This is a genomic window from Gordonia sihwensis (genome assembly GCF_029632925.1).
GTDB lineage: Bacteria > Actinomycetota > Actinomycetes > Mycobacteriales > Mycobacteriaceae > Gordonia > Gordonia sihwensis.
The window spans coordinates 1917330-1943025 of sequence record NZ_CP121248.1 but is presented as its reverse complement, the minus strand read 5'-3'; the positions used below and the strand labels follow the sequence as shown (position 1 = coordinate 1943025).

Below are 25696 nucleotides of genomic sequence, written 5' to 3'. Positions count from 1 at the left end.
GCTCCCGACTATGCCCCGGTGGACCCGCCCACCGTGGCGCCGGCGGCCATCGGCGGCCGCGGGAGCTCGAGCACCCCGTTGTTGTTGACGGTCTGCACGTAGGGCCGGGCAGCCGAGTAATGGATCACGCTGATCGAACCCGGATCCACCACGATCCGCTGGAACTGGTCCAGATGCATGCCGAGTGCATCGGCGAGCACCGCTTTGATCACGTCGCCGTGCGAGCAGGCCACCCACACGCCCTTCCCGTCGGGACCGCCGTGTACCCGGTCGAGTTCCCGGATCGCCCTGGTCGCGCGGCGCGACACGTCGAGCAGGCCCTCGCCGCCCGGGAACACCACCGCCGACGGCTGCTGCTGCACCACCTTCCACAGCGGCTCGCCGAGCAGTTCGGAGATCTTGCGATTGCTCCAGTCGCCGTAATCGACCTCTTCCAGATTCGGGTCGGTCAGGTGCGGCAGCTCCGGGCGCGCCGCCACGAGCGGTGCGACCGTCTCCGCGCATCGCTGCAACGGCGAGCGGACGACGGCGGTGAGGTCGCCGAGGACGCTGCCGAGCCTGACCGGGAGTTCACCGGCCTGCGTGCGTCCGTGACCGTCGAGCCCCACACCCGGCGTCCGACCCGCGAGAAGTCCCGACGTGTTGGCCGTGGAGCGTCCGTGCCGGACCAGGATCACCGTCATGTCACACAGGTTACTGCCGCACGTGAATCGGGCCCGTCGACGCGGTCACGCCCCGATCGCGCCCACCTGCAGCAGGACGATGACGAGCAGGCCGAGCGCCACGCGGTAGGTCGCGAACCAGACCATCGAATGGTGCGAGACGAACTTGAGCAGCCACGCGATCGAGACGTAACCGAGCACGAAGGCGATGAGAGTGGCCACCGCGATCTGCGAGCCGCTCGCGGCCAGGCCCTCCCCCGCGGGTTCGAACACGTCCTTGAGGCTGAACAGTCCGGAGGCGAGAACCGCCGGAATCGCGATCAGGAAGGAGAATCGGAACGCCGCCTCGCGTTCGAGGCCGACGAACAGACCCGCGCTCGCCGTCGCACCCGACCGCGAGACTCCGGGGATCAGCGCCAGACACTGCGCCGCGCCCATCACGAGGGCGTCGCGCCGGGTGATCTTCTCGAGGGGCCGCTCGCGCGTTCCGACGTACTCGGCGGCGAGGAAGACGAAGGAGAACAGGATCAGCATGATCGCCACCAGCCAGAGGTTCCGGCCTGCGGTGCGGATCTGGTCCTTGAAGACGAATCCGAGCACGCCGATCGGGATGGTGGCGAGAATCACGTACCAGCCCAGCCGGTAGTCCAGACCGCGCCTCGTCCGATCCCGCAGTCCCGCGAACCACGCACCGACGATCCGCCAGATGTCCTTGGCGAAGAAGATGAGAACCGCGAGTTCGGTGCCGAGCTGGGTGACCGCGGTGAACGAGGCACCGGCGTCGTCACCGAACCAGATCTCCGAGATGATGCGCAGGTGGGCCGAGGACGAGATCGGCAGGAACTCCGTCAGGCCCTGGACCGCTCCGAGGACGATCGCCTGGAGCCATGTCATGGTCTCAGTCACGGGGGCTGATGCTACCCATCGAACGGGTCACACATCGGCATCGCGCAAGATGGTGTCATGCGCGCGCGAACCCGACTCACCGCCCTGCTCGTGGCCGTGGCCACGGCCTCCGCCCTCACCGCCTGCGGTCAGTCCGACGACGGCTCCGCACAGAATGTGCCGACTGTCACACCCGCGACACCTGCCGAATCCCCGGCCGACGCCGCCCGCCCGGCGGGCGCGGTCGTCGCCGCGGACGCCGCACGCGCCGTGGTGGCCGGGCACGGTCAGCAGTCGCGGGTCGCGCTGCTGTCGAACGACGGCCGAACCGTGCAGATCTTCACCGATCCGGGCGCCCCGGGTGCGCCCGCGCCGACCTCGGTTCCGGTGCCCGGTCTCGCCGCGCTCACCGCCTCCGGCGACGGTTTCGTCGGTGCCGGAGAGAGCGGGATCGTCCGCATCGATCCCGCCGGCTCGGTGACTGTGACGAAGGCGGATCTGCCCGGCGCACTGTCGGTGGCGACCACCGAGGACGGCCGGACGCTGGTCGGCACCGACCGCGGCCACGTGCTGGTGCTCGACCGCGACGGACAACAACAGCGCGACATCGGCGGGTTCGTCCGCGTCGACGACATCACCGTGGCACCTGCGACCGCCGGCGATCGTGCCGGGCAGGTCGTGGTCCTCGATCGGGCGCAGTCGGCGGTCACCCCGGTCGACATCGACTCGGGGGAACTCAAGGCGGCGCTGCGCGCCGGCGACGGGGCGACCACCTCCATCGTCGATCGATACGGCCGGGTGCTGGTGGCCGGTACCCGCAACAACGAGGTGTACGCGTTCTACGGGCAGCCGATCGTGATGCGCATGCGGGCTCCGGTCGCCGACAGCCCGTACGCGCTGGCCTTCGACAACCGTCGCAACCTGCTGTGGGTCTCCAGCACTGCCACCAATGAGATCGCCGCCTATGACGTCTCCACCGGAGAGGTCATCGAGAAGCACCGGTTCGCGAGCGTCCCGCAGGTCACCTCGATGGACGTCGACCCGGTCAGTGGTTCACTTCTGGCGGCCTCGGGCCGCGACGGCTCACTCCAGGTGATCGCGGCCGATGCGGTCCGGTGACCGCCCCGTACCCGACCTCGCACTCACGACGAAGGCTCTCACGATGCTCAGCACACTGAACCGGATCCTCTACCCGCTGGTCTTGAAGGTCATGTTCCTGCTCGACCCCGAGCGGATCCACGCGATCACCGCTCAGGTGATCCGCCGCTGCGGCTACGCGCCGGGAGTGCGATCGCTGATGGCGAAGCTCTTCGCCACCGATGACCCGATTCTCCGCAACGAGGTCTTCGGGGTCTCGTTCCCCGCACCGATCGGACTGGCCGCCGGCTTCGACAAGAACGCGTCGAGCGTCAACGCGTGGGGGCAGATGGGCTTCGGATTCGCCGAGATCGGCACCATCACCGGTCAGGCGCAGCCGGGCAACCCCGCTCCCCGTCTGTTCCGGCTGCCCGCCGATCGGGCGCTGATCAACCGGATGGGCTTCAACAATCCCGGTGCGGACACCGCGGCCCGCGCGCTGGCTCAGCCCCGGCCCGGACCGGTCCGGGTCCCGATCGGCGCGAACATCGGCAAGACCAAAGTGGTTCCGGTCGAGGATGCCGTCGACGACTACCGGCACAGCGCCCGGACACTCGGGCCCCTGGCGGACTTCGTGGTCGTGAACGTCAGCTCGCCGAACACTCCTGGACTGCGCGACCTGCAGGCCGTCGACTCGCTGCGGCCGATCCTCGCGACGGTCCTGGACGTGGTCGACAAGCCGGTGCTGGTGAAGATCGCACCCGATCTGTCGGACGAGGACGTCGACGCCGTCGCCGACCTCGCCGTCGAGCTGGGCGTCGCCGGCATCGTCGCCACCAACACGACCATCCGGCGCGATTCCCTTGTGACTCCGCGGGCCGAGGTCGAGGCCTGCGGCGCGGGCGGACTCTCCGGACCGCCGGTCGCCGACCGGTCGCTGGAGGTGTTGCGCCGCCTGTACCGACGAGTGGGCGGCCGGGTGGCGCTGGTCAGCGTCGGCGGGATCGAGACCGTCGACCAGGCGTGGGAACGCATCTGCGCCGGCGCCGACCTGCTTCAGATGTACACCGGATTCATCTACGGCGGACCGGTCCGTCTCCGGGAACTGCACGAGGGCATCGCTGCGCGGCTGCGCGCGGGCGGCTACTCCTCGATCCGCGAAGCCGTCGGCTCCGCGGCGCAGTGAGCCGCCCGGCGGCGCGCCCTACTCGGCGGGCTGTTCGAAGACGCCGGTGAGGATCCCGCGCGCGATCGCGCGCGAGTAGAGGTTGAAGCCGAGGAAGGCCGGAGTCGCCTCGGCGGGCAGTTCCAACGATTCGGTGTCGACGGCGTGCACGGCGAACATGTAGCGGTGCGGACCGTGACCGGGAGGCGGACCGGCACCGATGAACTGCTTGAGGCTCGCATCGTTGTTGAGCGTCACGGCACCGGCGGGCAGATCCGCCGACCCCGGCGACCCGGCGCCCGTCGGCAGCGAGGTCACCGACGCCGGGATGTCGGCGACGGCCCAGTGCCAGAAGCCGGAAGCCGTGGGAGCGTCCGGATCGAAACACGTCACGACGAAGCTCTTGGTCTCGGCGGGGAAACCCGACCAGCTCAGCTGCGGGGAGACGTCGTCTCCGCCCGCGCCGAAGATCCCCGAGACCTGCGGCGTCGGGAGGGTCTGGCCCTCGGCGAAGTCGCTCGATGTCACCGTGATCGCCGGCAACTGGGGTAACGCGTCATACGGGTCGTATGTCGTCACTATCGCATCCTTTCGACTGTCCGCACCCGGCCGTTGTCGTCAGCAGTTGCGGAGAAAATGCTCGAAAACCTTGGTACCGAACACGATCGAGTCTACGGGCACGCGTTCGTCGACGCCGTGAAAGAGCGCGGCGAAATCGAGTTCGGGAGGCAGCCGAAGCGGAGCGAAGCCGAAGCACCGGATCCCGAGCTTCGCGAAGGCCTTCGCGTCGGTGCCGCCCGAGAGCATGTACGGCACCGTCCGGCCGTCCTCGTCGTGCGCGAGGATCGCATCGTTCATCGCGTCGACGAGATCGCCGTCGAACCGCGTCTCGTAGGGATCCAGGTGGGTGATCCACTCGCGCTTCACCTTGGGGCCGATCAACTCGTCGATCGTGCGCTCGAACTCGGCCTGCCTGCCGGGCAGCACGCGGCAGTCCACGACGGCCTCGGCGTGCTGGGGAATGACGTTCGCCTTGTAGCCGGCCGACAGCATCGTCGGGTTCGCGGTGTCCCGGAGGGTGGCGCCGATGATGCGGGCGATGTTCCCGATCTTGAACAGGGCGGACTCCAGATCCGGCGTCTCGGGACTGAAATCGAGGCCGGTCTCCTCCGACAGTGCCTCCAGGAACTCCCGGACCGACTCGGTCATCACCAGCGGGAAGCGGTGCGCGCCGATGCGGGCCACCGCGGTCGCGATCTCCGTGACCGCGTTCTCGGCGGCGAGGAACGAACCGTGGCCTGCCTGCGCGTCGCAGGTGAGCCGCATCCACGACAGTCCCTTCTCGGCCGTCTCCACGAGATACAGACGCCGCACACCTCCGTCCGGGCGGTCGACGGTGAGGGAGAACCCGCCGACCTCCCCGACGGCCTCGGTGATGCCCTCGAAGAGATCGGGGCGGTTCTGCACCAGCCAGTGCGATCCCCACGTGCCACCGGCCTCCTCGTCGGCCAGGAAGGCGAAGACGATGTCGCGCGGCGGAACGGTGCCCTCACGTTTGAACTGGCGCGCCAGTGCGAGCGCCATGCCGGCCATGTCCTTCATGTCGACCGCGCCTCGGCCCCAGACGTAGCCGTCGCGGACGGCGCCGGAGAACGGGTGGACGCTCCAGTCCTCCGCCTCCGCGGGCACCACGTCGAGATGCACGTGGATCAGCAGCGCACCGCGGTCCGGATCGGCGCCCGGCAACCGCGCGAACACGTTCCCGCGTCCGGGCATGCCCGACTCCACGTATTCGGTGGCGTAGCCGACCTCCTCGAGCCGCGCCGCCACCCATCTGGCGCACTCCGCCTCCCCCTTGGTGGTCTCCGGCTGTCCGGTGTTCGACGTGTCGAATCGGATCAGCGCACTCACCAGATCGACAACTTCATCGGTCGCTCGCAAGCCTGTCACCTCTTCATTCGTAGGCGATTTGGGATACGGGGGCAACCGTGGTTATTGTTATCCCGCGCAAAGCGGTGCGGAGCGCACGAACAACAGAACAAGTCCGAGTGGCGGAATGGCAGACGCGCTAGCTTGAGGTGCTAGTGTCCTATTAACGGACGTGGGGGTTCAAGTCCCCCCTCGGACACACTTGTGATGAGTCGCGACATCGTTTACACACGATGTCGCGACTCATTGCTTTTCCGGGGGTTCGCGGGTTGTCGGTGTGTTCTTGTCTGGCGGCTGGTAGTCGCGGGTGTCGTCGATGTGGTGGGTGGCGATGATTGTGCCGGTCTCTGCGTGGGTGGTGATGACGTCGTGGTCGTGGATCAGCATGAGTACTGGCTGGCCGATGTTGGCTCGGCCCATTCCGAGGTGTCGTAGGCGGCCGGCGTAGCGGAGGCTGACTTTGCCGTGGTTGTCGATCCGGTCGGTCCGGGTACGCCACTCTGGTTCAGTGGTGGTCTGCGGATGTGCCTTCGCCAGCGCGGTGTAGGCCTGGCAGGGTGTGCGGCGGCCTAGCGAACGGTGCGGACGGTCGGTGTTGTACCAGGTGCGGAAGTCGTTGAGATGTGCTTGTAGGTCCTCGATGGTGGTGGGTCGGGGGCGGGCGCGGAGCCACCGTTTGAGGGTTTGGTGGAAGCGTTCGATCTTGCCTTGTGTCTGCGGGTGTCCGGGTGAGCCGTTCTTCTGGGTGATGTGGTGGGCTTCGAGGAGTTTCTCGAAGCCGTTACGGCCGGCGTTGCGTGCGGTGAGTCGGGTGGTGAACACCATCCCGTTGTCGGTCAGGGTCGATGACGGTGCCCCGTACTGGTTGATCAGTGCGTTCATGACGGTGACGACATCTGTTCCGGTGTATGCGTTCTGCGTGCTGATGTGGAGCAGGAATCGAGAGTGATCATCGAGAAAGTCGAGGATCTCTACCCGGTCTCCGTGGGCGAGGTACCAGTGAGTGATGTCGGCTTGCCAGCATTCGTTGGGCAGGTCGGCTTCGAAGCGGATGTAGGAACTGCGGGGCCGTTTGCGGGGTTCTGGGGTGATCAGGCCCGCGGCGTGCAGGATGCGGCGGATCGTCGAGGCCGCAGGCACCTGCAGTCCTTCCCTGTGCAGGTGCCATCCGATGGTCTCTGGTCCGGCGTCTTTGCCTTCGGCGGTCAGTTGTCGGCGCAGTGCGATGATTCGGTCGGTGATCACTGCCGGGGTCGTTCCGGGGCGATGACGGGGAGCTCGTGAGCGCGGCACCAGACCTGCGGGTCCTTCGCGGTCGTATCGCTTGAGGAGTTCGTACACCCACTGCCGGGACACTCGGTAACGCGCGGCAGCCTGTGTCGGTGTGAGGTGTTGGTCGCGGACCGCGCGGACGATCACCAGTCGTTTGTCTTCGGTTGTCATGCCCGATCGTGGCATCGGCTCACCGTCGAGGTCACTGTCAACGATGTCGCGCTGCAGGTGTCAACGATGTCCGCGGCCAAAACGTCAACGATGTCGCGCCGCAGGTGTCAACGATGTGCGCGGAAAACCCCCGATGAGACGTGTAAACGATGTCGCAGTCTCACACACCCCTCGGACACACTTGTGATGAGTCGCGACATCGTTTACACACGATGTCGCCGCCGTCGTTTTCGACTTCGACGGTGGTCGCGCCCGCTGCGGTTCGGCCCGACCGCGAGCGGCCGGACGACGATACAGTCATGTGCGTGGACAGGGACCCGGCGAGCAAGACGGAAGACTCCGATTTTCCCGGCACCCGCGTTCTGGTGCTTCTCACGTGTGTCGCCCTCGTCGCCGGCGCGCTGACCGGGCTGGTCGGCGGAGCCTTCCGCTGGACTCTCTCGTGGGCCGAGGAGCGTCGCGCCGATCTGGTCGACTGGGCCGGTGATCACGGACTCGGCGGCACGCTGATCGTCATCGCCGTAGCCGCGGCCTCCGCGGCCGCGGCGGTGGCGATCGTGCGACGGATCCCCCTCGCCGCGGGCAGCGGCATCCAGCAGGTGGAGGCCGTCGAGGACGATGAAGCGCCCGCCGCGCCGTGGTCGGTGATCCCCGCCCGGTTCGCCGGCGGCGTGCTCAGCATGGGCTTCGCGGGAATGGTGCTGGGCCGCGAGGGCCCCACCGTGCACATGGGCGCGGCGATCGGCGCGGCCGCCGCACGCCTGATCCGTGCGACGTCGGACGAGATCCGGGTGATGCAGACCGCCACCGCCGGCGCCGGACTCGCCGTGGCCTTCAACGCCCCGATCGGCGGTGCACTCTTCGCCTTCGAGGAGGTCGCCAAGAAGATCCGGCTGCGCTACGCGGTGTGGACGCTCACCGCGGTGGCGGCTGCCGTCGCCTGCAGCCGGCTGATCCTCGGCGACGCTCCCGACTTCCGGGCGGGCGGGATCGACAATCCGTCGCCGGACCGTCTGTGGGTCTTCCTCGTCTTCGGTGTCGTCGTCGGCGCCCTCGGAGTGGTCTACAGTCGGCTGCTGCTCCTGTTCGTGGATCTCGCCGCGCGCATCAGAGTGCCAGCGGTGGTTCTCGGCGCCCTCGTCGGCGCGGGCATCGGCATCCTGGCGATCACCGTGCCCTCGGCGGTCGGCGGCGGCGACGACCTCGCCCAACGGCTGCTCGACGCCCAGCGGACGGCATTCTGGATGATCCTCGCGATCATCGCCATGCGGTTCGTGACCGGACCGGTCTCCTACGGCACCGGAGCGCCCGGCGGTCTCTTCGCCCCGATGCTCGCACTGGGAGCGCTGACGGGAGCCGGCTTCGGCCGGATCCTCGAAGCGCTGTACGCGCCCTTCGGCGATCTGACGCCTGCGCTGGTGGTGGTCGGAATGAGCACCTTGTTCGCGGCGGTGGTCCGCGTACCCCTCACCGCGATCGTCCTGGTGATGGAGATGACCGCGGTGACGGCACTGACGGTGCCCATGGCGGTGGCGGTGACCGCCGGTGTCGCGACCGCCTCGCTGGCCGGGTCGAAGCCGGTCTACGACGCACTGCGCGAACGATACCTGCGCGACATCGGCGTCTCGGGCGTCGCCGTACGCCCGCACGACTGACAGCGGCGCGGACGCCACCGAAGATCGGTGACGCCCGCGCCGCGTGCCGGGTCTGCCGCGGTCAGCCCTGTCTGCTGCCGACCCCGGTTCCGAGCGTGATGTCGAGCGTGTTGTCGCCGTCGGCGGTCACCGTGGTCTGCACCGCGCGCGGCTCGTACATGCTCGCGACGACGGTGAACCTGTCGTCGGTGAGACCCTCGATCCGGTAGCGCCCGTCGGCGTCGGTCCGGGCCGTGGCGACGATGGTCCGATCCGAGCCGATCGCCGACACGGTCGCTCCGGCAAGCGGAGTGCCGTCCGCGGCGCGCACGTACCCCTGGACGCCGCCGATGGCGTCGAGCACGATGTCGATCGCCACGGCGTCTCCGGCGGTCACCAACTCGCTGCTCGCCTGGTAGCCGGGCGCCGAGGCGGTCACCGCCACGGTGTCGCCGTCGGTGAGGCCGCCGATCGAGAACTCGCCGTCCGAGCCGGCCTGCGCGGTGGCCAGCACCGAACCGGTCTGATCGGTCACGACCAGCCGTGCGGGCAGCGGGCGCTGGGCGTCGCGGACGCGCCCGGTCAGCACGGCTGCGCCCGAGAGCGAGAAGTCCCGGCGCAGTCCCACGTCCCCGACAGTCGACACACCGACGGCCTTGGGGCCGCGTCCCGGCGCGGTGGCGATCACCGTGTACGCCCCGCTCTCCAGTCCGCCGACTCGGTACGAACCGTCCTCGGCGACGGTCGCGCCGCCGGCCTGCCGTCCTTCGCTGTCGGTGACCGTGATGGCCGCCCCGGCGAGCGGCGCACCGTCCGGACCGGTCACGGTTCCGGACAGCTGAGCGCCCGACGGGGAAGCGAAGCTCTCCGACGGCGTCTCGGCGACGAGGGCGACCGGCGATCCGACACCGGCGTCTCCGGCGACCGCGGCGATCTCGGCGCCGACCGTCTCATGGCTCGCCGTCAGCGGCTTCCGGGCGCCGGTGAACACCGACGCGATCGCACCGAGCACGCAGCAGATCAGGGCGAAGGTGAACGCGGCGGTGAGACCGTCCGCGAACGGATCGCTGATCAAGTGCGGGAAGAAGTCCAGTCCGGTCAGATGCTCGACGCTGGCCTGCGGCAGTCCGTTCAGCGCCTGGCCGCCGACCTGCTGGATCGGGTTGTAGCCGAGGAACGCGGCGAACAAGATGCCCACGGTCGGCAGACCGGCGATGGCCTGCGCGGGTTGCGCGGGCATGCCGTTGGCGGTGAGACCGTCGAACATCGCCGACGGCAGCGTGCTCGAGAGACCCGCGATCATCAGCGAGAAGAACAGACCGATCGACAGGACCATCGCCGCGTTCTGGAAGGTCGTCATCATCCCGGCACCGGAGCCACGCGAGGTGACCGGCAGGCTGTTCATCACTTCGGCACGGTTCGGGGAGGCGAACAGGCCCATGCCGATGCCGTTGACCACGAGGATCACGGCGAACACCCAGTAGTCGAAGTCGACGGGGATGGCGATGAGGGCAGCGAAGGTGCCCGCGGTGATCAGCAGACCGAGGGTGGTGAACCACTTGGTGCCCAGCTTGTCCGAGAGCGCGCCCGACACCGGCGCGGAGACCAGGAAGCCCACGGTCATCGGAACCATGTAGATGCCCGCCCACAGCGGTGTCTGCGAGTAGTCGTAGCCGTGCTGCGGCAGCCAGATGCCCTGCAGCCAGATGATGAGGATGAACTGCAGACCGCCGCGCCCGATGGACGCCATCAGGTTCGCGATGTTGCCGAAGGTGAACGACCGGTTGCGGAACAGCGACAGTTCGAACAGCGGGCTGTCGACGTGCATCTCGATGAACACGAAGACCGCGAGGACGAAGGCACCGCCGACCAGTGCGGCGAGCACCCAGGGGTTGCTCCAGCCCATGTCCGATGAGCCGTACGGCTGGATGCCGTAGGTGATGCCGACGAGGATCGCGATCAAGCCGACGGCGAAGGTGAGGTTGCCCCACCAGTCCATCTTGGCCTTGCGGCGCTCGCCGGTGTCCCGCAGCTTCAGGTAGGCCCAGATGGTGCCCACGACGCCGAACGGAACGGAGACGAGGAAGATGTAGTGCCACTGGATCGGGGCCAGCACGCCGCCGATCAGGAGGCCGAGGAACGAGCCGGCGATCGCCGCGACACCGTTGATGCCCATCGCCAGACCGCGCTGGTTGGCCGGGAAGGCGTCGGTGAGGATGGCCGATGAGTTGGCCATCAGGAAGGCGCCGCCGACACCCTGGATGACGCGCCAGAAGATCAGCCAGATGGCGGCCTGCGACCCGTCGAACCAGGTGATCGCCAGGAAGATGGACGAGACGGTGAACACCGCGAAGCCCATGTTGTACATGCGCGCTCGGCCGAACATGTCGCCGAGCCGGCCGAAGCTCACCACCAGGACCGCGGTGACGACGAGGAAGCCCATCATCATCCACAGCAGGTAGCTGGTGTTCTGGGGTTCGAGGGGATTGAGGTTGATGCCCTTGAAGATGTCGGGCAGGGCGATCAGCACGATGGAACTGTTGATCGTGGCGATCAACATGCCCAGGGTGGTGTTGGAGAGCGCGATCCACTTGTAGTGGGGACCGAGTTCTTCGAGGGTCTGCTGGCGGGCACCGCCGGCCGGGCCTGTGCCGCCGGCGGTGTCTGCAACTGTTTTGGTCGACATGCGAACCTTTCAGGACTAATGCGGTGAATCAGTGCTTGCGGTGAATCAGTGCTTGCGACGGTTACGCCGAAGATCGGGTGGGCCGTGCGCCGCGGAGGCGTCGATCACGTCTCCGGCGAGCGGACGGCCTGGATGTCGAGCCGGACGCGAGCGGTGTTGCCGATCTGCGCGGCTCCGCTGACGAGCTTGTCGTCGAAGCTGATCCCGAAGTCACGGCGCCGAAGGGTCGCCGTGGCTTGGAAGCCGGCGCGGACGCCGCCCCACGGGTCCTCGGTCTGCCCGAGGAAGATCAGCTCGAGCGAGACCGGGACGGCGGTGTCACGCAGGGTCAGCGTTCCCTCGAGCGTCCAGGTCTCGTCGGACGCCGGGCGCACCCGCTCGGCGTGGAAGAGGGTCGTCGGGTAGCGCTCGGCGTCGAAGAACGCACTCGATCGCAGCACCTCGTCGCGCATCCGGTTGTCGGTGTCGATGCTGGCGGTCGAGATCTCCGCCGTCACCGACGACTGCTCCGGATCGTCGCCGACGACGATGGTGCCCGTGAACTCGGTGAAACGGCCGCGGACGGTCGCGATCCCGAGGTGACGGACGCTGATGTCGATGGTCGAATGCGAGCCGTCGATCTCCCAGCGGCCGGCCTCGGGGGTCGGCGATCCGCCGACCCGGGCGAGAGTGACCTCGCCCAGACCGACCGCGCCGGGACCGGACACGACGGCGGTGCGAGCGGCCGGCTGGAAGCCGTCCGCGGCGGCGACCACGGTGTACATCCCCGCGGCCAGGTCGTCGACGCGAATGTGTCCGTCGCCGTCGGACCTGACGATCGCCGCCTGCTGTCCCTCCTGCGACATGACGGTCACCACGGCGGTGTCGATGCCGCGGCCCGCCGGAGTCGCCACGCGTGCTGTGAGCTGTGCGGTCATGGTCACCGCCCCTGCACGCCGAGGACGAACTCGTGATTGACGAATCGTCCGGCCCGGACGTCGACGGTCGCGGCCACCGGCGCGTAACCGTTGGCCAGCACCGTGTAGTCGCCGGGGGTGAGATCGGTGAAGCTGTAGCGCCCGTCCTCGTCGCTGAACACACTGGCCGCCATTGAGCCGTCGGCGGCCAGCAGCGACACTTGGCTGTGGCCGATCACTCCCCCGTGCGCGTCGGTGACCAGACCGGACAGAGCGACGGCGGAGCGCATCTCGACGACCACCGGCTGCGAGGAACCCGCGGTGTGAGCGACGGTTCTGGCGGTCGCCTCGAACCCTGGCGCGTTCACCACCAGCGTGTATCCGCCCTCGGCCACGCCGCGCAGTTCCCATCGGCCGTCGGCGCCGGCGACCGCCGTCGCGACCACGTGCCCGGACGGGGCGGTCGCGGTCACCACCGCGCCGGCGATCGGTGCGCCGTCGGCGTCGCGGACGAGACCGCCGAGCGCGGAATGGGCGGACAGCACGATCTGCGTCTGGATCGGGGCACCGGCCATCATCGCCGTCACCGCCGCCGGTTCGTGCCCGGTCGCCGACGCGGCGAGCACGTACTGGCCGTCGGCCGCGACGTGGGCGGTGAACGACCCGTCGTGCCGCGCTGACGCGACAGCGACCTGACTCCCCTGCTGGTCGATCACCGTGACGGTGGCATCCGGGACGGATCCGCCGCGCTCGTCTCGGACGACGCCGCGAATCAGCCGAGAATGTCCATCGACTGCATTCCGCACAGAGTTCCTCCCTCGTTTCTCAGGCATTCAACGACTGGCCGGGTGCGCGGACGGCTGGGCCGCACCGGCTGTGACCAGCTCACACATCGTGTCGGCGAACAGTGCGATCGACCGGACCACCGATTCCCGTTCGCACTCCGGCAGCCGATTCAGGGCGGTCTCGTACAACGAGATCCGCTCCGAGTTGGCGTCCCGGACGTATGCCTGCCCGGCCGGCGTCAGATCGAGCATGCTGACTCGACCGTCGTGCGGATCGGGTGTACGCGACACCAGGCCCGCGCTCTCCAGCGAGGCGATGCTCTTCGACATCGACGCCGTGGTCACCTTCTCCCGCTCCGCGAGATCGGTGGGCCGCACCGGGGCGAGCTCGGCGATGGCCCACAGGGTGGCCGCCTGCGACGAGGTCAGCTGTTGCTGACCGACACCGCGCCGCACGGCGCGGGTCAAGCGGATCACCGAGAGCGACATCAGCGCACCGTCGGCGATCCGGTGCTCACCGTCCTCACGGTCCGCGCCGTTGTCCGTCACTGTTCGCACGCTCCGACATTTAGATAGTTGACTGCAGTTAAGTAATACTCAGCCAGACTAGACCCGGAAGAGGTCTGTTCAAAAAGTTCAGCGCATGTGAGATCCGCAACAAAGGCTTGCGTGATCGGGCGATTCGGACGCACGTGACATCTCGGCGCCCGCCGTCGTCTCAGCGCAAGCTCAGAGACTTAAGTTGCCAGAGATCAAGCATTCAGGCTTGAACAGCGATGAGGGCGGTCTAACAATGAGGGAGTCAACCCCGAGAACAGGGTGCGACCGACGCGCGGCGCGGGTCAGAAACCCGCGGCCCCCGCGATCCGCTCGGCTCCGAGAGTCGGAGTCAGCGTGCCCGAGAGCACTCCGGCCTCCACTTCACGCCGTACCGCACGGACCGCCGGGTCCTCCTCGAGGCGATTGAGCATCGCCTCGCGCACCATGCTCCACATCCAGTCCACCTGCTGTTGCGCTCGGCGCCTCTCGAACTGTCCGGCGGCCGAAAGCGTCTCGCGGTGCCGCAGGATCGCCTCCCAGTACTCGTGAACGCCGGTGTTCTCCAGCGCGCTCATCGTCAGCACCGGCGGATGCCACAACACGTCGTGGGGATAGATCAGCCCCAGCGCATTGCGCAGTTCGCGGGCGGCGCCCCGCGCCTCGTTGATGTGTTTGCCGTCGGCCTTGTTGACGACCACGATCTCGGCGAGTTCGAGGACACCCTTCTTGATGCCCTGCAGCGAATCGCCCGTTCGCGCCAGAGTGAGGAAGGTGAACACGTCGACCATGTTCGCGACGCTCACCTCCGACTGCCCCACCCCGACCGTCTCGACGAGCACGACGTCATAGCCCGCCGCCTCGACGAGCACGATCGTCTCGCGCGTCGCCTTCGTCACGCCGCCGAGGGTCCCCGAACTCGGGGACGGGCGGATGTAGGCCTCCTCCGCCGCGGACAGCCGGCCCATCCGGGTCTTGTCACCGAGGATCGAACCGCCGGTGCGGGTGGACGAGGGGTCTACCGCCAGCACGGCGACCCGATGCCCCAACTCGATGAGATGCATGCCGAGGGCCTCGATGGTCGTCGACTTGCCGACACCGGGCACGCCCGTGATTCCCACGCGGAACGACTTGCCCGCGTGCGGCCCCAGGTTCAGCAGGAGTTGCTGTGCCGCCGCCCGGTGATCCGGCCGGGCCGATTCGACGAGCGTGATGGCGCGCGCCAATTGGGCTCGGTTTCCCGACAGGACGCCCTCGGTCAGCGCGTCGACGTCGATCCGGCGGCCCGCCGGGCGGTCGGCCCGGCGGGACTGCGCGTCGCTCATTCCGCTGCTGCAGCCAGTTCCAGGCCCAGCTGATCGGCCAGCTTCCGGATCAGATCCACCGCGCTGTCGGCGATGACCGTTCCCGGCGGGAAGATCGCCGCGGCCCCGGCCCGGTACAGCTCGTCGAAATCGCCCGGGGGAATGACGCCGCCGACGACGATCATGATGTCGTCACGGCCGACGTCGGCCAGTGCCTTCTTCAGCGCAGGCACCAGCGTGAGGTGGCCGGCCGCCAGGGACGAGACACCGACGACGTGCACGTCGTTGTCCGCGGCCTGGGCGGCGACCTCCTCCGGAGTGGCGAACAGCGGGCCCACGTCGACGTCGAAGCCGAGGTCGGCGAAGGCGGTGGCGATCACCTTCTGTCCGCGATCGTGGCCGTCCTGGCCCATCTTCGCGACCAGCACGCGGGGGCGTCGGCCCTCGGCCTCGGCGAAGGCGTCGACGACGGCCATCGCCTCATCGATGTTGCTCACGGATTCACCTGCCTCGTTGCGGTACACGCCGCTGATGGTCCGGATCTCCGCCTGGTGACGGCCGAAGACCTTCTCCATCGCATCGGAGATCTCGCCGCCGGTGGCCCCGTGGCGAGCGGCGTCGATGGCCAGCGCCATCAGGTTGTTGTCGAGGTCGCTGCCGCCGGGCTCGGCGGCCGCGCGCGTCAGGTTCGCCAGCGCCGCCTCCACGGCCGACGAGTCCCGCTCGGCGCGCAGCTTCTCGAGCTTGGCGAGCTGTTCGGCCCGTACCTTGGAGTTGTCGACCTTGAGGACCTCGATCTCCTCGTCCTCGTCGACGCGGTACTTGTTGACGCCGACGAGGGGCTGCTGCCCGGAGTCGATGCGCGCCTGCGTGCGTGCGGCGGCCTCCTCGATGCGCAGCTTCGGCAGACCCTCGTTGATGGCCTGCGTCATACCGCCGGCCTCTTCCACCTCGGCGATGTGTGCGCGCGCCTTCTCCGCCAGCTGGTGCGTGAGCCACTCGACGTAGTTGGAGCCGGCCCACGGGTCGATGGGCCGCGTGGTGCCCGACTCCTGCTGAAGCAGCAGCTGGGTGTTGCGGGCGATCCGTGCCGAGAAGTCGGTCGGCAACGCGATGGCCTCGTCGAGCGCGTTGGTGTGCAGCGACTGGGTGTGTCCCTGAGTCGCCGCCATCGCCTCGACACAGGTGCGTGCGACGTTGTTGAACACGTCCTGCGCGGTCAGCGACCAGCCGGAGGTCTGCGAGTGGGTACGCAGAGACAGGCTCTTGGCGTTGCGCGGCTCGAACTTCGCCACCAGCTCACTCCAGAGCAGGCGGGCGGCGCGGAGCTTGGCGACCTCCATGAAGAAGTTCATCCCGATGCCCCAGAAGAACGACAGCCGCGGAGCGAACTTGTCGATGTCCAGGCCCGCTTCCAGTCCCGCCCGGATGTACTCCACACCGTCGGCGAGGGTGTACGCGAGCTCCAGGTCGGCGGTCGCGCCGGCCTCCTGGATGTGATAGCCGGAGATGGAGATGGAGTTGAACTTCGGCATCTTGGCGCTGGTGTACGCGAAGATGTCCGAGATGATCCGCATCGAGGGCGTCGGCGGATAGATGTAGGTGTTGCGGACCATGAACTCTTTCAGAATGTCGTTCTGAATGGTTCCGGCCAGCTTCTCCGGCGGCACGCCCTGCTCTTCGGCGGCCACCACGTACAGCGCGAGGATCGGCAGCACGGCGCCGTTCATCGTCATCGACACCGACACATTGCCGAGGTCGATGCCGTCGAAGAGCTGGCGCATGTCGAGAATGGAGTCGATCGCCACGCCGGCCATGCCGACGTCACCGGCCACCCGGGGGTGGTCCGAATCGTATCCGCGGTGGGTCGCCAGGTCGAAGGCCACCGACAGACCCTTCTGGCCGGCGGCGAGATTGCGCCGGTAGAAGGCGTTCGACTCGGCGGCGGTCGAGAATCCCGCGTACTGGCGGATGGTCCACGGCTGGTTGACGTACATCGTCGGGTACGGGCCGCGGATGAAGGGCGCCGCACCCGGGATCGAATCGAGCGGGTAGCCGCCGTCCTCGGCGGCCGCGTCGCGGTCCGCGCGGGTGAACACCGGCTGCACGTCGATCTGCTCGGGCGTGCTCCAGGTGACCTGATCGGCCGTGTAGCCGTTGGCACGGGCGAGCGCCTCGGTCTGCGCCGCACCCGAACCCGCGGGCTCAACGGCGCGGTCGCCGGTCAGCGCGACATCGGCGAAGTTCGGAACTGTGTTGCTCATGCGGATACGCTCCCGCCGTCGGTCAGGTGGTCGAGAAGTTCGGTGAGGGTCGCGACCGCGTCGATGCCCACGCGCAGCGAGCCGTCACACCGGTCGGCGGCCTCCGGCCACTCACGATCGGGTCCGGCCAACAGCACGCGGTCGATTCCCGCCGCACGCGCCGCGGCCAGAGCCGCGGGACCGTCGCTCGCGTATCGCTTGGCCGTGCCGCACAGAACGGCGACCGTGGCGGCGTTCTCCGCAGCGAGGCCGGCGATCTGGTCGGGTTCGATCGGACCCGGATTGACTGCCGAGATCCCGCCCGCTGCAAGCAGATTCGCGACGAAAGTGGTGCGGCCGTTGTGCTCGGCGACACTTCCGAGCGGAAGCAGCAGGACGCTCGGGCGCGTCCGCTCCGCGTCGGCCCGGTCGCGGAGCGCCTCGAACTGTCGCGCCAAGCGAGCGAGCTTCGGCGTCGCCGTCGCGAGGTCGACGGTCTGCGCCGTGCCCGCCGGGCGGGCGGCCTCGTCCAGGTTCGGAAACTCGCTGACACCGGTGAGCGGCGCTGCGCGGTGCGCGACTCGCAGGTCGCGTGCTGCGAGGGACTCGGCGATCTGCTCGCCGATCCACCCGTCGGACAGGGCCGTCTGGTACCCGCCCCGGCGTTCGACCTCCGTGAAGACGTCCCATGCCGCCGCGGCGAGATCGGCGGTGAGCGACTCGACGTACCACGAGCCACCCGCCGGATCGAGAACACGGCCGAGGTTCGACTCCTCGAGCAGAAGCAGCTGGGTGTTGCGGGCGATCCGGTGGGAGAAGGACGCGCTGGAGGACCGTTCGCCCGCCGGAAGCGCGGCGTCGTAGCCGAGGACGGTCACCTGGTCGGCGCCGCCGACGCCGGCACCGAACGCCGCGACGGTGGATCGCAGCATGTTGACCCACGGGTCGCGCTGCGTCAGCATCGCCAGGTCGGTCACCGCGTGGGTCACGGCGGCACCGGCGTCCGGTTCGCCGAGCACGTCGGCCACCCGAGCCCACACGGTGCGCAGTGCCCGCAACTTGGCGATGCCGGCGAACTGGTCGTCGTCGACCGAGACCCCGAAGCTGATCTGTCCGAGCGCCTCGGCCCGGCTGCGGCCGGCCGCGACAAGGTCGCGGACATGTGCCACGGCCGCGGCCACCGAGAGCCCGAGTTCCTGCGGGTTGTTCGCTCCCGCCTGACTGAAGTCGGTGCCGTCGACCCGGAAGGCGCGTACTCCTTCCGGAGCGTCGGCGGCCAGCGCGGTCGCGGCGTCGACGTCGACGGTGGCCCGTTCGGAGAACTGCGCCGTGTACGGCGACAGCCCCAGGCTCTGCACGTTCGCGATCGTGGAGGGCGCGGCCTGCGGCGCCACGGGTGCCGCGACGCGAGCTTCCAGATACGCCCGAGCCGCCTCGATCCCCTCGGCGCCGGCGTCCAGGGTCACCGGCATCAGGTCGAGGTACACGCCGCGCAGTGCCGTGGCGATCCCGTCGGCGCCGATGCCGCCGTCCACCTTGAGCCACAGCCCGCTGGTCCCATTGCCCGCGGCGTCGAGAATCTGCTCGTTGACTTCCGCGGCGCTGCCGCCCTCGTCGCCGAAACGCTCGGTCACCCGCCAGCCGACGTTGACGTCGCGCACCGGATCGGCGCCGCGCACGAACGGGAACTGTCCGGGCAGTCCCGACTCGGCGACCTCGTCCTTCCGGGTGTAGAGCGGGCGGACCACGGTGCCGTCGCCCGTCGTGGTGGACAGCAGGGCCTCCGCGGTGTCGGGGAGTTCATCCGCCGAGACCTTGCGTGCCTTCGCCAGCACACCGGCGGCCGCTTCGGACCATTCGTCGTACGCCTGCCGCAGCGCGTCGGCGCCGCGCGGCGCCGCGGGGTCGTCACTTGCCGTCATCGGCTCGCCTACCTCCAAAGCTCGACCATCTGAAGTTTCGTCGTAGGGAACGATAACCGATCAAACGCTCGGGCGAACCTGGGGGATGTGATCTGACCCGTAAACTACTCCCTCGTGCGCATTAATTCACCGCGGTCCGCCGCTCCGGTCGAACAGCCGGTGTCCCTCGATGGCACGACCGCCGAGGCGCGCCGGGACCGGCCGGCCCGCAGGCGGACGGATGTCACCCGGACAGCGCTGATCCGCGGCGGGATCGTGATGGCCGCGGTGGTGGCGATACTGGTCGCCGCGTACTTCATCCCACTGCCGTCGATAGCGACCGCGCGCGCCTGGTCCGAATCGCTCGGGCCGTGGTTTCCGGCGCTGTTCTTCCTCGCCTACGCGGTGGTCCCGATCGGTCCGGTTCCCCGGACGGCGTTCACCGTCACGGCGGGTGTGCTGTTCGCGCCGGCTCTCGCCTTCGCCGGAGCGACGGTGTCGTCGACGATCGCCGCCGTCGCCGCCTTCCTGCTCGCGCGGCGGCTGGGACGGGAACGGGTCCGCCCGTACCTGCGCCATCCGGTGATCGCCACCGTGGAGTATCGCCTCGAGCGCCGCGGCTGGCTGGCGGTCGGGTCTCTGCGCCTGATCGCGGTGTGTCCCTTCTCACTGCTCAACTACCTCTCGGGGCTGTCGAGCATCCGACTCCTCCCCTACACGGCCGCGACCGTGATCGGGATGACTCCGGGCAACGCGGCGCTGATCTTCCTCGGCAATGCACTGACCGGGGAAGGCAGCCCGATCAGCCTGGTCTTCTCCGCGGTGCTGTTCTCCATCGGTGTCATCGGGTTGATCGTCGACACCCGCATGCCCGTCAACGGGTCGCAATCAAGCAAAAACACTTGATTATCCCAGTTTCAAGCCTTTATGCTTGATGGATTCGTCGCGCGCCCACGCCAAGCGGACTCACTCAGGAGGTGACCGTGTTCGTTCTGACCGCAGATCAACGGGGCAGCCGTACCGGACGCGATCGGGTGCCCGACGTGCTCGCCCGCTCCGGCCCGGGCATGATCCGACCGTTCGAGCGGACCGCGGGCGATGAAGTGCAAGCGGTGTTCGACTCCCCCGACCACTTGGCTGTGCTCGCCGTCGACCTCGCCGCCTCGGGCGACTGGAGCGTCGGCATCGGGGTGGGCACCCTGGAGGCTCCGCTGCCGCCGCAGACACGCGCGGGGCGCGGGCAGGCCTTCCTCGACGCGCGTGACGCCGTGGAGGCGGCGAAGAAGAACCGCTGGCATCTGTGCGTTCGCGGGGTCTCGCCGTGGTGCGATCATGCCCAGACCGCCGCGTGGCTCCTGCTCGACGTCCTGCTCGACCGCTCCGAGGCCGGTCGCGAGGCGGTGTCCCTCGTCGCCGCCGGGTCGAGCCAGTCCGCGGCGGCGGATGCCCTGGGCATTTCGCCGCAGGCCATGTCGCTGCGACTGCGGCATGCGCGCTGGGATGTGCAGCGTCCGGCGGAGGAGTTGTTCCGCCGACTGCTTCAGACCGCAGACGGCGTCAGCCCGCTGCCGGAGGTGAGTGAATGATCGCGATCATCGTCCTGCTACTGCTCGCGATCGCAGTGTCCGCGGGCACCTCGCTGGTTCGGCGCCGCCTCGTCGACGACCCCGAACGGTCCGACTCCGCCGTGCTGGCGACCGATGTGATCGCGGCGGCGGCGAGCGCGGCGCTCATCGCCGCGGCTGCCGTCGTCGCCGCGGTCGGCGCGCCGTCGTCCGGCGCCGGGCTGGTCGCCGTCCACGTCGTGGCGGTGATCGCCGCGGCGACCACCGGATCGAGCGCGGTCCGCGTCGTGCTGGTGCTCGGCGGGATCCCGACCCGGGCCGACAACCACGACGACGAACCCGAGGCACCGCTGCGCGGCGGCCGGATCATCGGCATGCTCGAACGCACGGCGGTGGCGGCGTCGCTGCTTCTCGCGTGGCCCGCCGGCATCGGGATCACCCTCGCGGTGAAGAGCCTGGCCCGGTTCTCCGAACTTCGCGCTCCGCGTGCCAGCGAACAGTTCATTCTCGGCACGTTCGCCTCTGTGCTGTGGGCGGCGGCGTTCGCGGGAATCGGCTGGCTGGCGGGCGTCTGAGCGGTCAGCCGGCGCGGAACCGATAATCGGCGATCAGTGTGTTCACCGCCGCCGACCGCGCTCGGCGTGCCAGCGCCGCCAGACCGCGCAACCGCTCGTCGGCGGTCGCCAACTGCGACCCGGAGTCGCCCAGCTCCCCCGTTCCCGTCAACGACACGATCGCGTCGATCTGCGCGGCGCTCGCCAGCACCCGGTCGACACGGGGATTGTCGTGCGGCGGCAGATCGATGGTCGACGCCGAGACCCGAGCGGCCAGCGCATCGCGCAGGTCGGCCGGCGAACCACGCCTGCCGCCGAGTGCGGCGATCGAGGTCGCGGCCTCGGCGACCGCGCTGCGCAGTTCGTACTCGACCTCCCCCAGCGGGCTGTCGGAGAGCAACGCCCGGACCGCCACGTCACGGTCGTAGCGCATCGACTGCCATCGGCAGCGCTCGGCCGTGCCGATCGGGACGAGCGCGAGCGCACGCATCGCTCCGGCGGCGGGCGTACTGGGACCTTCGGGTTCGCGGTCGTCGATCAGAATCACCTCACCCGCCGCCATCGCGGCATCGGTGGGGCGTCCCGGCGGCAGTCCCTGGGCATCTCCGGGCGCGGGCAGTCGCACGCACATCGCGTTGGCGCCCGACACCGCGCCGAGCAGGTCGAGGATGTCGCCTCCGGGGTCGAGCTCGTGCACCTGCGCGTAGTCGTGAAGGGTGTGCAGGACGTCGTCGGCCGAGCAGCGGCCGGCCTCACGCGCGGCCGCCCACACCGCCAACGCGCTCGCCGGCCACGACCGCAGCATCAGGGAGGAACTGGTCATCCAAGCCAGAATACTCGGCGACGAGGCGGTCACCGGAGCGTCGCGCGCGCCGATCCCGACGCCGGCCCCTACCCTTGGAATCCGTGTTCGATGATCGATACGGCCGCGACGTGCTGTCCTCGCCCCGCAAGACCAAGCCGAAGGCCCCCGAAGTGGCCGCCGAGCGCGATCTGGTGGTCGAAGACGCGGCGACCGGATTCTGCGGCGCCGTGGTGGGTCTGGAGAAGAGTTACGCCGGCGACATGGTCCGGCTCGAGGATCGCCGCGGGCGGACCCGCGTGTTTCACATGTATCCGGCCGCATTCCTCATCGACGGCAAGCCGGTGACTCTGGTCCGGCCTCGCGGGCGCGGCCCGGTCCAGCCCACGCGGACCGCCTCCGGCTCGCGCGCGGCGCCCAAGCAACGGGCCCGCACAGCGCGCGCCAGCCGCATCTTCGTGGAGGGCGTGCACGACGCCACGCTCCTGGAACGGGTCTGGGGCGACGACCTCCGGGGCGAGGGCGTCGTCGTCATCAGTCTCGACGGCCTCGACAACCTCGACGACGCGCTGGCCGACTTCGAGCCCGCACCGCATCGAAGGGCCGGTGTGCTGGTCGACCATCTGGTCGCCGGCACGAAGGAGGCCAAGCTGACCGCCGAGGTGGGTCCGCACGTCCTCGTCTGCGGCCACCCCTACGTGGATGTCTGGCAGGCCGTGAAGCCCGCGTCCGTCGGCATCGACGCCTGGCCGGTGATCCCGATGGGCACGGACTGGAAGACCGGCATCTGTTCCGAACTCGGCTGGGGCACACCGCAAGACGGTTGGCGGCGCGTTCTGGCGGGCGTGTCGAGTTTCCGGGATCTGGAAGTCCCGCTGCTGCGCAGCGTGGAAGAGCTGATCGACTTCGTGACGGTGGATCCGAGCTAGCCGGACATCACGGCCGGCTGCTCGGCCGCCGCGCGGGAACACAGCAGTCGGGCCGGCACAGCGCACCGTTGTCGCCACAGCCCATCGCGGTGACGTCTCCCCCGCCGTCCGCATACCGCTCGATCAGGTCGACGATCATCGAGAGGAAGACGGGGTCGGTGCCGACCGTCGGTACGCGCACGTATCCCATGCCGAGCTCGGCTGCCAGTTCCCTGGCCTCGGAGTCCAGATCCCAGATCACCTCGAGGTGATCGGAGACGAAGCCGATCGGCATCACCGCCACATCGGTGACGCCGCTCTCGCGCAGCTCTCGCAGGTGATCGCAGATGTCCGGCTCCAGCCACGGCACCTGCGGCGGACCGGATCGCGACTGCCACACCACGTCGTACTCCTGCAGGCCCACCGAGTGCGCCACCGCCGCGGCGGCGGCCTTCACCTGCAGCGAGTACAGGTGTCCGCCCTCGGCCGCGGGCCCGGCGTTCCGGTCGGCGGCCGCAGGAATCGAATGCGCGGTGAACACCACGCGTGGCGCCGTGCCGAAGGAACCCAGGGCCGTGCGCAGCGCATTCGCCGAGGCCTCGATGAACTTCGGCTCGGCGCTGAACTGCGGCAGCTTCCGCAGCACCAGCCCGGCGTCGTCCAGCCCCGTCGCCGACAGCGCTCCCGCGATGTCCTCGTGGTACTGCCGGCAGCCCGAATACCCGCCCCACGCCGAGGTGGGGAACACGAGTACCCGCCGGTGCCCGTCGTCGTACATCCGGCGGGTGGTGTCGGCGACGAGCGGATGCCAGTTGCGGTTGCCGAAGTAGATCGGCAGGTCCCGGCCACGTCGCCCCAGCTCGGCGCGCAGCGCCTCGATCATGTCGAGGTTGAGACGGTTGATCGGCGAGACCCCGCCGAAGTGCAGGTAGTGCTCCACCACCTCGTCGAGGCGTTCGCGCGGCACGCCGCGGCCGCGCGTGACGTTCTCGAGGAAGGGCCGCACATCCGCCGGCTTCTCCGGCCCGCCGAACGACAGGAACAGCAGCGCATCGAATGCGCCGCCGTCCTCCGATCCGTGCATCTCAGCCGAGGAAGTTCTCGGGGAACCAGGTGTTGTGGCTGGCTCCGCCGTCGACGTAGATGATCGATCCCGTGGTGCCCGGGAGGAAGTCCGACAGCACGGCGCACACACTGGTGCCCACCACGCCCGGGTCGTCGACGTTCCAGCCGATCGGCGAGGCTCCGTCCCAGTACTCGTTGAGCATGTTGAGCTTGCGCGCATCGTCGGTCGCGGTGCCGGAGATGGCCTTGGCCGCCAGCGTCTTGATCGGTCCGGCCGCCACGAGGTTGGAGCGGATGCGCTTGGCCTCCCCCACCTCGCGCGCCACGTAGCGGTTCACCGATTCGAGGGCGGCCTTCGCAACGCCCATCCAGTTGTAATCGGGCAGTGCCGTGCGCGGATCGAAGTCCATGCCGACGATCGAGCCGCCCTCGTTCATCACCGGCAGCGCGGCGCGGGCGAGCGAGGCATAGCTCCACGCGGAGATCTCGAACGACTTCGCGACGTCCGGGCCCGGCCCCTCGAGGAAGGGCAGCGCATCCGGGCCCATGAGCGTCTTGGGCGCGAACGCGATCGAGTGCACGAGACCGTCGATCCCCTGGGGCGCGAGCTCGCGCACCTTGTCGGCGAGGGCCCCGAGGCTCTCCTCGTCGGTGACGTCGAGCGGGATGGCCGGCGGCACCTCCTGCGGCAGCCGCTTGGCGATCCGGTCGATGAGGCGCAGCCGCTCGGGGATGCCCGTGATGATCACGGTGGCACCCTGCTCCTGGGCGACCTTGGCGGTGTGGAAGGCGATCGATGCATCGGTGATGATGCCGGTCACCAGAATGGTCTTGCCTGCGAGGATTCCGCTCACGAAAAGCTCCTGTGGGGGGTGAGTGAAGAAGTGTGGAAGGCGGCGCCGGTACCGGCTCGTCAGTGGCCCATGCCCATGCCGCCGTCGACCGGGATGACCGCACCGGTGATGTATCCGCCCTGATCGGACGCCAGGAAGCTGATGGCCGCCGCGACATCCTCGGGCTTGCCGGTCCGGCCCAGCGGAATGGCCTGCTTGGCCATCTCGATGTACCGGTCCTCCATCGCGGCGGTCATGTCGGTCTCGATGAATCCGGGAGCGACGACGTTCGCGGTGATGTTCCGCGACCCGAGTTCGCGCGCGATGGAGCGAGCCAGGCCGATCAGGCCGGCCTTCGACGCCGCATAGTTGGCCTGTCCCGGGATGCCGGAGGTGGCCACCACCGAGCCGAGGAAGATCATGCGACCGAACCGCGCGCGCTGCATCCCCTTGGTCGCGACCTTCGCGCAGCGGAAGGCACCGGTCAGATTGGCGTCGATGACCTTCTCGAAGCTCTCTTCGCTGAGCCGCATGAGCAGCATGTTGTCGGTGATGCCCGCATTCGCGACCAGCACCTCCACCGGCCCCTGATGCTCAGCGACCTCGGCGAAGGCCCGCTCCACCGACTCGGTGTCGGTCACATCGCACTGCACGCCGAACAGGCCCTCGGGCGCCCCCGAGCCGCGGTGGGTCACCGCCACCTTGTGCCCGTCGGCGGCCAGACGCTGCGCGACGGCCAGGCCGATGCCGCGGTTGCCGCCGGTGACGAGCACCGAGCGCGGGGTCTGGGCGGGAATCGATGAATGCTCTGCCATGGTTGAT

At 69.0% G+C, this 25696-nt stretch carries 23 protein-coding genes and 1 tRNA gene; 8 read left to right on the top strand and 16 right to left on the bottom strand.

The window, feature by feature from the left end:
* Window positions 1-8: 8 nt before the first annotated feature.
* Together P5P27_RS09340 and P5P27_RS09335 are read right to left on the bottom strand one after the other, a co-directional pair.
* Complete coding sequence (locus P5P27_RS09340) at window positions 9-683, bottom strand: MSMEG_4193 family putative phosphomutase (protein ID WP_006894915.1); 675 nt, start codon at window positions 681-683, stop codon at window positions 9-11.
* 45 nt (window positions 684-728) lie between these two features.
* Window positions 729-1568 (bottom strand): undecaprenyl-diphosphate phosphatase, encoded by an 840-nt coding sequence (locus P5P27_RS09335; RefSeq protein ID WP_278127330.1) that lies wholly within the window; start codon window positions 1566-1568, stop codon window positions 729-731.
* A gap of 57 nt (window positions 1569-1625) precedes the next feature.
* On the opposite strand from P5P27_RS09335, the gene P5P27_RS09330 reads away from it, so the two are divergent.
* Entirely contained in the window at window positions 1626-2666 is a 1041-nt protein-coding gene (locus tag P5P27_RS09330) for a YncE family protein (protein WP_062367487.1), read from the top strand.
* Window positions 2667-2709: 43 nt separating this feature from the next.
* A complete protein-coding gene (locus P5P27_RS09325) occupies window positions 2710-3810 on the top strand; it encodes a quinone-dependent dihydroorotate dehydrogenase (RefSeq protein ID WP_278127329.1) in 1101 nt (366 codons plus the stop codon).
* A gap of 18 nt (window positions 3811-3828) precedes the next feature.
* On the opposite strand, the gene P5P27_RS09320 is transcribed toward P5P27_RS09325, so the two are convergent.
* Window positions 3829-4368: a YbhB/YbcL family Raf kinase inhibitor-like protein gene (locus tag P5P27_RS09320; RefSeq protein ID WP_006894911.1), complete on the bottom strand. Its 540-nt coding sequence runs from the start codon at window positions 4366-4368 to the stop codon at window positions 3829-3831.
* Between the two features lie 39 nt (window positions 4369-4407).
* Window positions 4408-5739: a M20/M25/M40 family metallo-hydrolase gene (locus tag P5P27_RS09315; RefSeq protein ID WP_006894910.1), complete on the bottom strand. Its 1332-nt coding sequence runs from the start codon at window positions 5737-5739 to the stop codon at window positions 4408-4410.
* Window positions 5740-5831: 92 nt separating this feature from the next.
* Between P5P27_RS09315 and P5P27_RS09310 the strand changes: the two genes are divergently transcribed.
* A tRNA-Leu gene (locus P5P27_RS09310) sits at window positions 5832-5917 on the top strand.
* A gap of 44 nt (window positions 5918-5961) precedes the next feature.
* Here P5P27_RS09310 and P5P27_RS09305 read toward each other — a convergent pair.
* Window positions 5962-7161 (bottom strand): IS481 family transposase, encoded by a 1200-nt coding sequence (locus P5P27_RS09305; protein WP_278125250.1) that lies wholly within the window; start codon window positions 7159-7161, stop codon window positions 5962-5964.
* 299 nt (window positions 7162-7460) lie between these two features.
* Here P5P27_RS09305 and P5P27_RS09300 point away from each other — a divergent pair, with 299 nt between their 5' ends.
* On the top strand, window positions 7461-8816 hold the full coding sequence (locus P5P27_RS09300) for a ClC family H(+)/Cl(-) exchange transporter (protein ID WP_045540429.1): 1356 nt from the start codon (window positions 7461-7463) through the stop codon (window positions 8814-8816).
* Between the two features lie 61 nt (window positions 8817-8877).
* Here P5P27_RS09300 and P5P27_RS09295 read toward each other — a convergent pair whose 3' ends face one another.
* From P5P27_RS09295 to P5P27_RS09265, 7 genes are all read right to left on the bottom strand, one after another.
* Window positions 8878-11481, bottom strand: a complete 2604-nt coding sequence (locus tag P5P27_RS09295) for an MFS transporter (RefSeq protein ID WP_278127328.1) — start codon at window positions 11479-11481, stop codon at window positions 8878-8880.
* A gap of 104 nt (window positions 11482-11585) precedes the next feature.
* Window positions 11586-12398, bottom strand: a complete 813-nt coding sequence (locus P5P27_RS09290; protein ID WP_278127327.1) for a YceI family protein — start codon at window positions 12396-12398, stop codon at window positions 11586-11588.
* A 2-nt stretch (window positions 12399-12400) separates the two neighbouring features.
* On the bottom strand, window positions 12401-13183 hold the full coding sequence (locus P5P27_RS09285) for an MSCRAMM family protein (RefSeq protein WP_278127326.1): 783 nt from the start codon (window positions 13181-13183) through the stop codon (window positions 12401-12403).
* A 27-nt stretch (window positions 13184-13210) separates the two neighbouring features.
* A complete protein-coding gene (locus P5P27_RS09280) occupies window positions 13211-13720 on the bottom strand; it encodes a MarR family winged helix-turn-helix transcriptional regulator (RefSeq protein ID WP_278127325.1) in 510 nt (169 codons plus the stop codon).
* Window positions 13721-14004: 284 nt separating this feature from the next.
* Complete coding sequence (gene meaB / locus P5P27_RS09275; protein ID WP_278127324.1) at window positions 14005-15024, bottom strand: methylmalonyl Co-A mutase-associated GTPase MeaB; 1020 nt, start codon at window positions 15022-15024, stop codon at window positions 14005-14007.
* The gene (gene scpA, locus P5P27_RS09270) at window positions 15021-17267 is read right to left on the bottom strand and encodes a methylmalonyl-CoA mutase (RefSeq protein WP_045540130.1); all 2247 of its coding nucleotides are present in this window, start codon (window positions 17265-17267) and stop codon (window positions 15021-15023) included. The genes meaB and scpA overlap by 4 nt, the downstream gene beginning before the upstream one ends.
* A complete protein-coding gene (locus tag P5P27_RS09265) occupies window positions 17264-19168 on the bottom strand; it encodes a methylmalonyl-CoA mutase family protein (RefSeq protein ID WP_278127323.1) in 1905 nt (634 codons plus the stop codon). The genes scpA and P5P27_RS09265 overlap by 4 nt, the downstream gene beginning before the upstream one ends.
* A 114-nt stretch (window positions 19169-19282) precedes the next feature.
* On the opposite strand from P5P27_RS09265, the gene P5P27_RS09260 reads away from it, so the two are divergent.
* From P5P27_RS09260 to P5P27_RS09250, 3 genes are all read left to right on the top strand, one after another.
* A complete protein-coding gene (locus P5P27_RS09260) occupies window positions 19283-20053 on the top strand; it encodes a TVP38/TMEM64 family protein (RefSeq protein WP_278127322.1) in 771 nt (256 codons plus the stop codon).
* A gap of 77 nt (window positions 20054-20130) precedes the next feature.
* Window positions 20131-20733 (top strand): hypothetical protein, encoded by a 603-nt coding sequence (locus P5P27_RS09255; RefSeq protein WP_278127321.1) that lies wholly within the window; start codon window positions 20131-20133, stop codon window positions 20731-20733.
* The gene (locus tag P5P27_RS09250; protein ID WP_278127320.1) at window positions 20730-21287 is read left to right on the top strand and encodes a hypothetical protein; all 558 of its coding nucleotides are present in this window, start codon (window positions 20730-20732) and stop codon (window positions 21285-21287) included. The genes P5P27_RS09255 and P5P27_RS09250 overlap by 4 nt, the downstream gene beginning before the upstream one ends.
* 4 nt (window positions 21288-21291) lie before the next feature.
* On the opposite strand, the gene P5P27_RS09245 is transcribed toward P5P27_RS09250, so the two are convergent.
* A complete protein-coding gene (locus P5P27_RS09245) occupies window positions 21292-22089 on the bottom strand; it encodes a serine/threonine protein kinase (RefSeq protein WP_278127319.1) in 798 nt (265 codons plus the stop codon).
* 83 nt (window positions 22090-22172) lie between these two features.
* Between P5P27_RS09245 and P5P27_RS09240 the strand changes: the two genes are divergently transcribed.
* A complete protein-coding gene (locus P5P27_RS09240) occupies window positions 22173-22997 on the top strand; it encodes a DUF3097 domain-containing protein (protein WP_062367529.1) in 825 nt (274 codons plus the stop codon).
* 7 nt (window positions 22998-23004) lie between these two features.
* Here the strand turns inward: P5P27_RS09240 and P5P27_RS09235 are convergent, their stop codons facing one another.
* From P5P27_RS09235 to fabG1, 3 genes are read right to left on the bottom strand one after another with little or no spacing between them, the layout of a single operon-like run.
* Window positions 23005-24060 (bottom strand): ferrochelatase, encoded by a 1056-nt coding sequence (locus P5P27_RS09235; RefSeq protein WP_006894889.1) that lies wholly within the window; start codon window positions 24058-24060, stop codon window positions 23005-23007.
* 1 nt (window position 24061) lies between these two features.
* On the bottom strand, window positions 24062-24895 hold the full coding sequence (gene inhA / locus P5P27_RS09230) for an NADH-dependent enoyl-ACP reductase InhA (RefSeq protein WP_006894888.1): 834 nt from the start codon (window positions 24893-24895) through the stop codon (window positions 24062-24064).
* Between the two features lie 59 nt (window positions 24896-24954).
* Entirely contained in the window at window positions 24955-25689 is a 735-nt protein-coding gene (fabG1, locus tag P5P27_RS09225) for a 3-oxoacyl-ACP reductase FabG1 (protein WP_006894887.1), read from the bottom strand.
* Window positions 25690-25696: the final 7 nt, after the last annotated feature.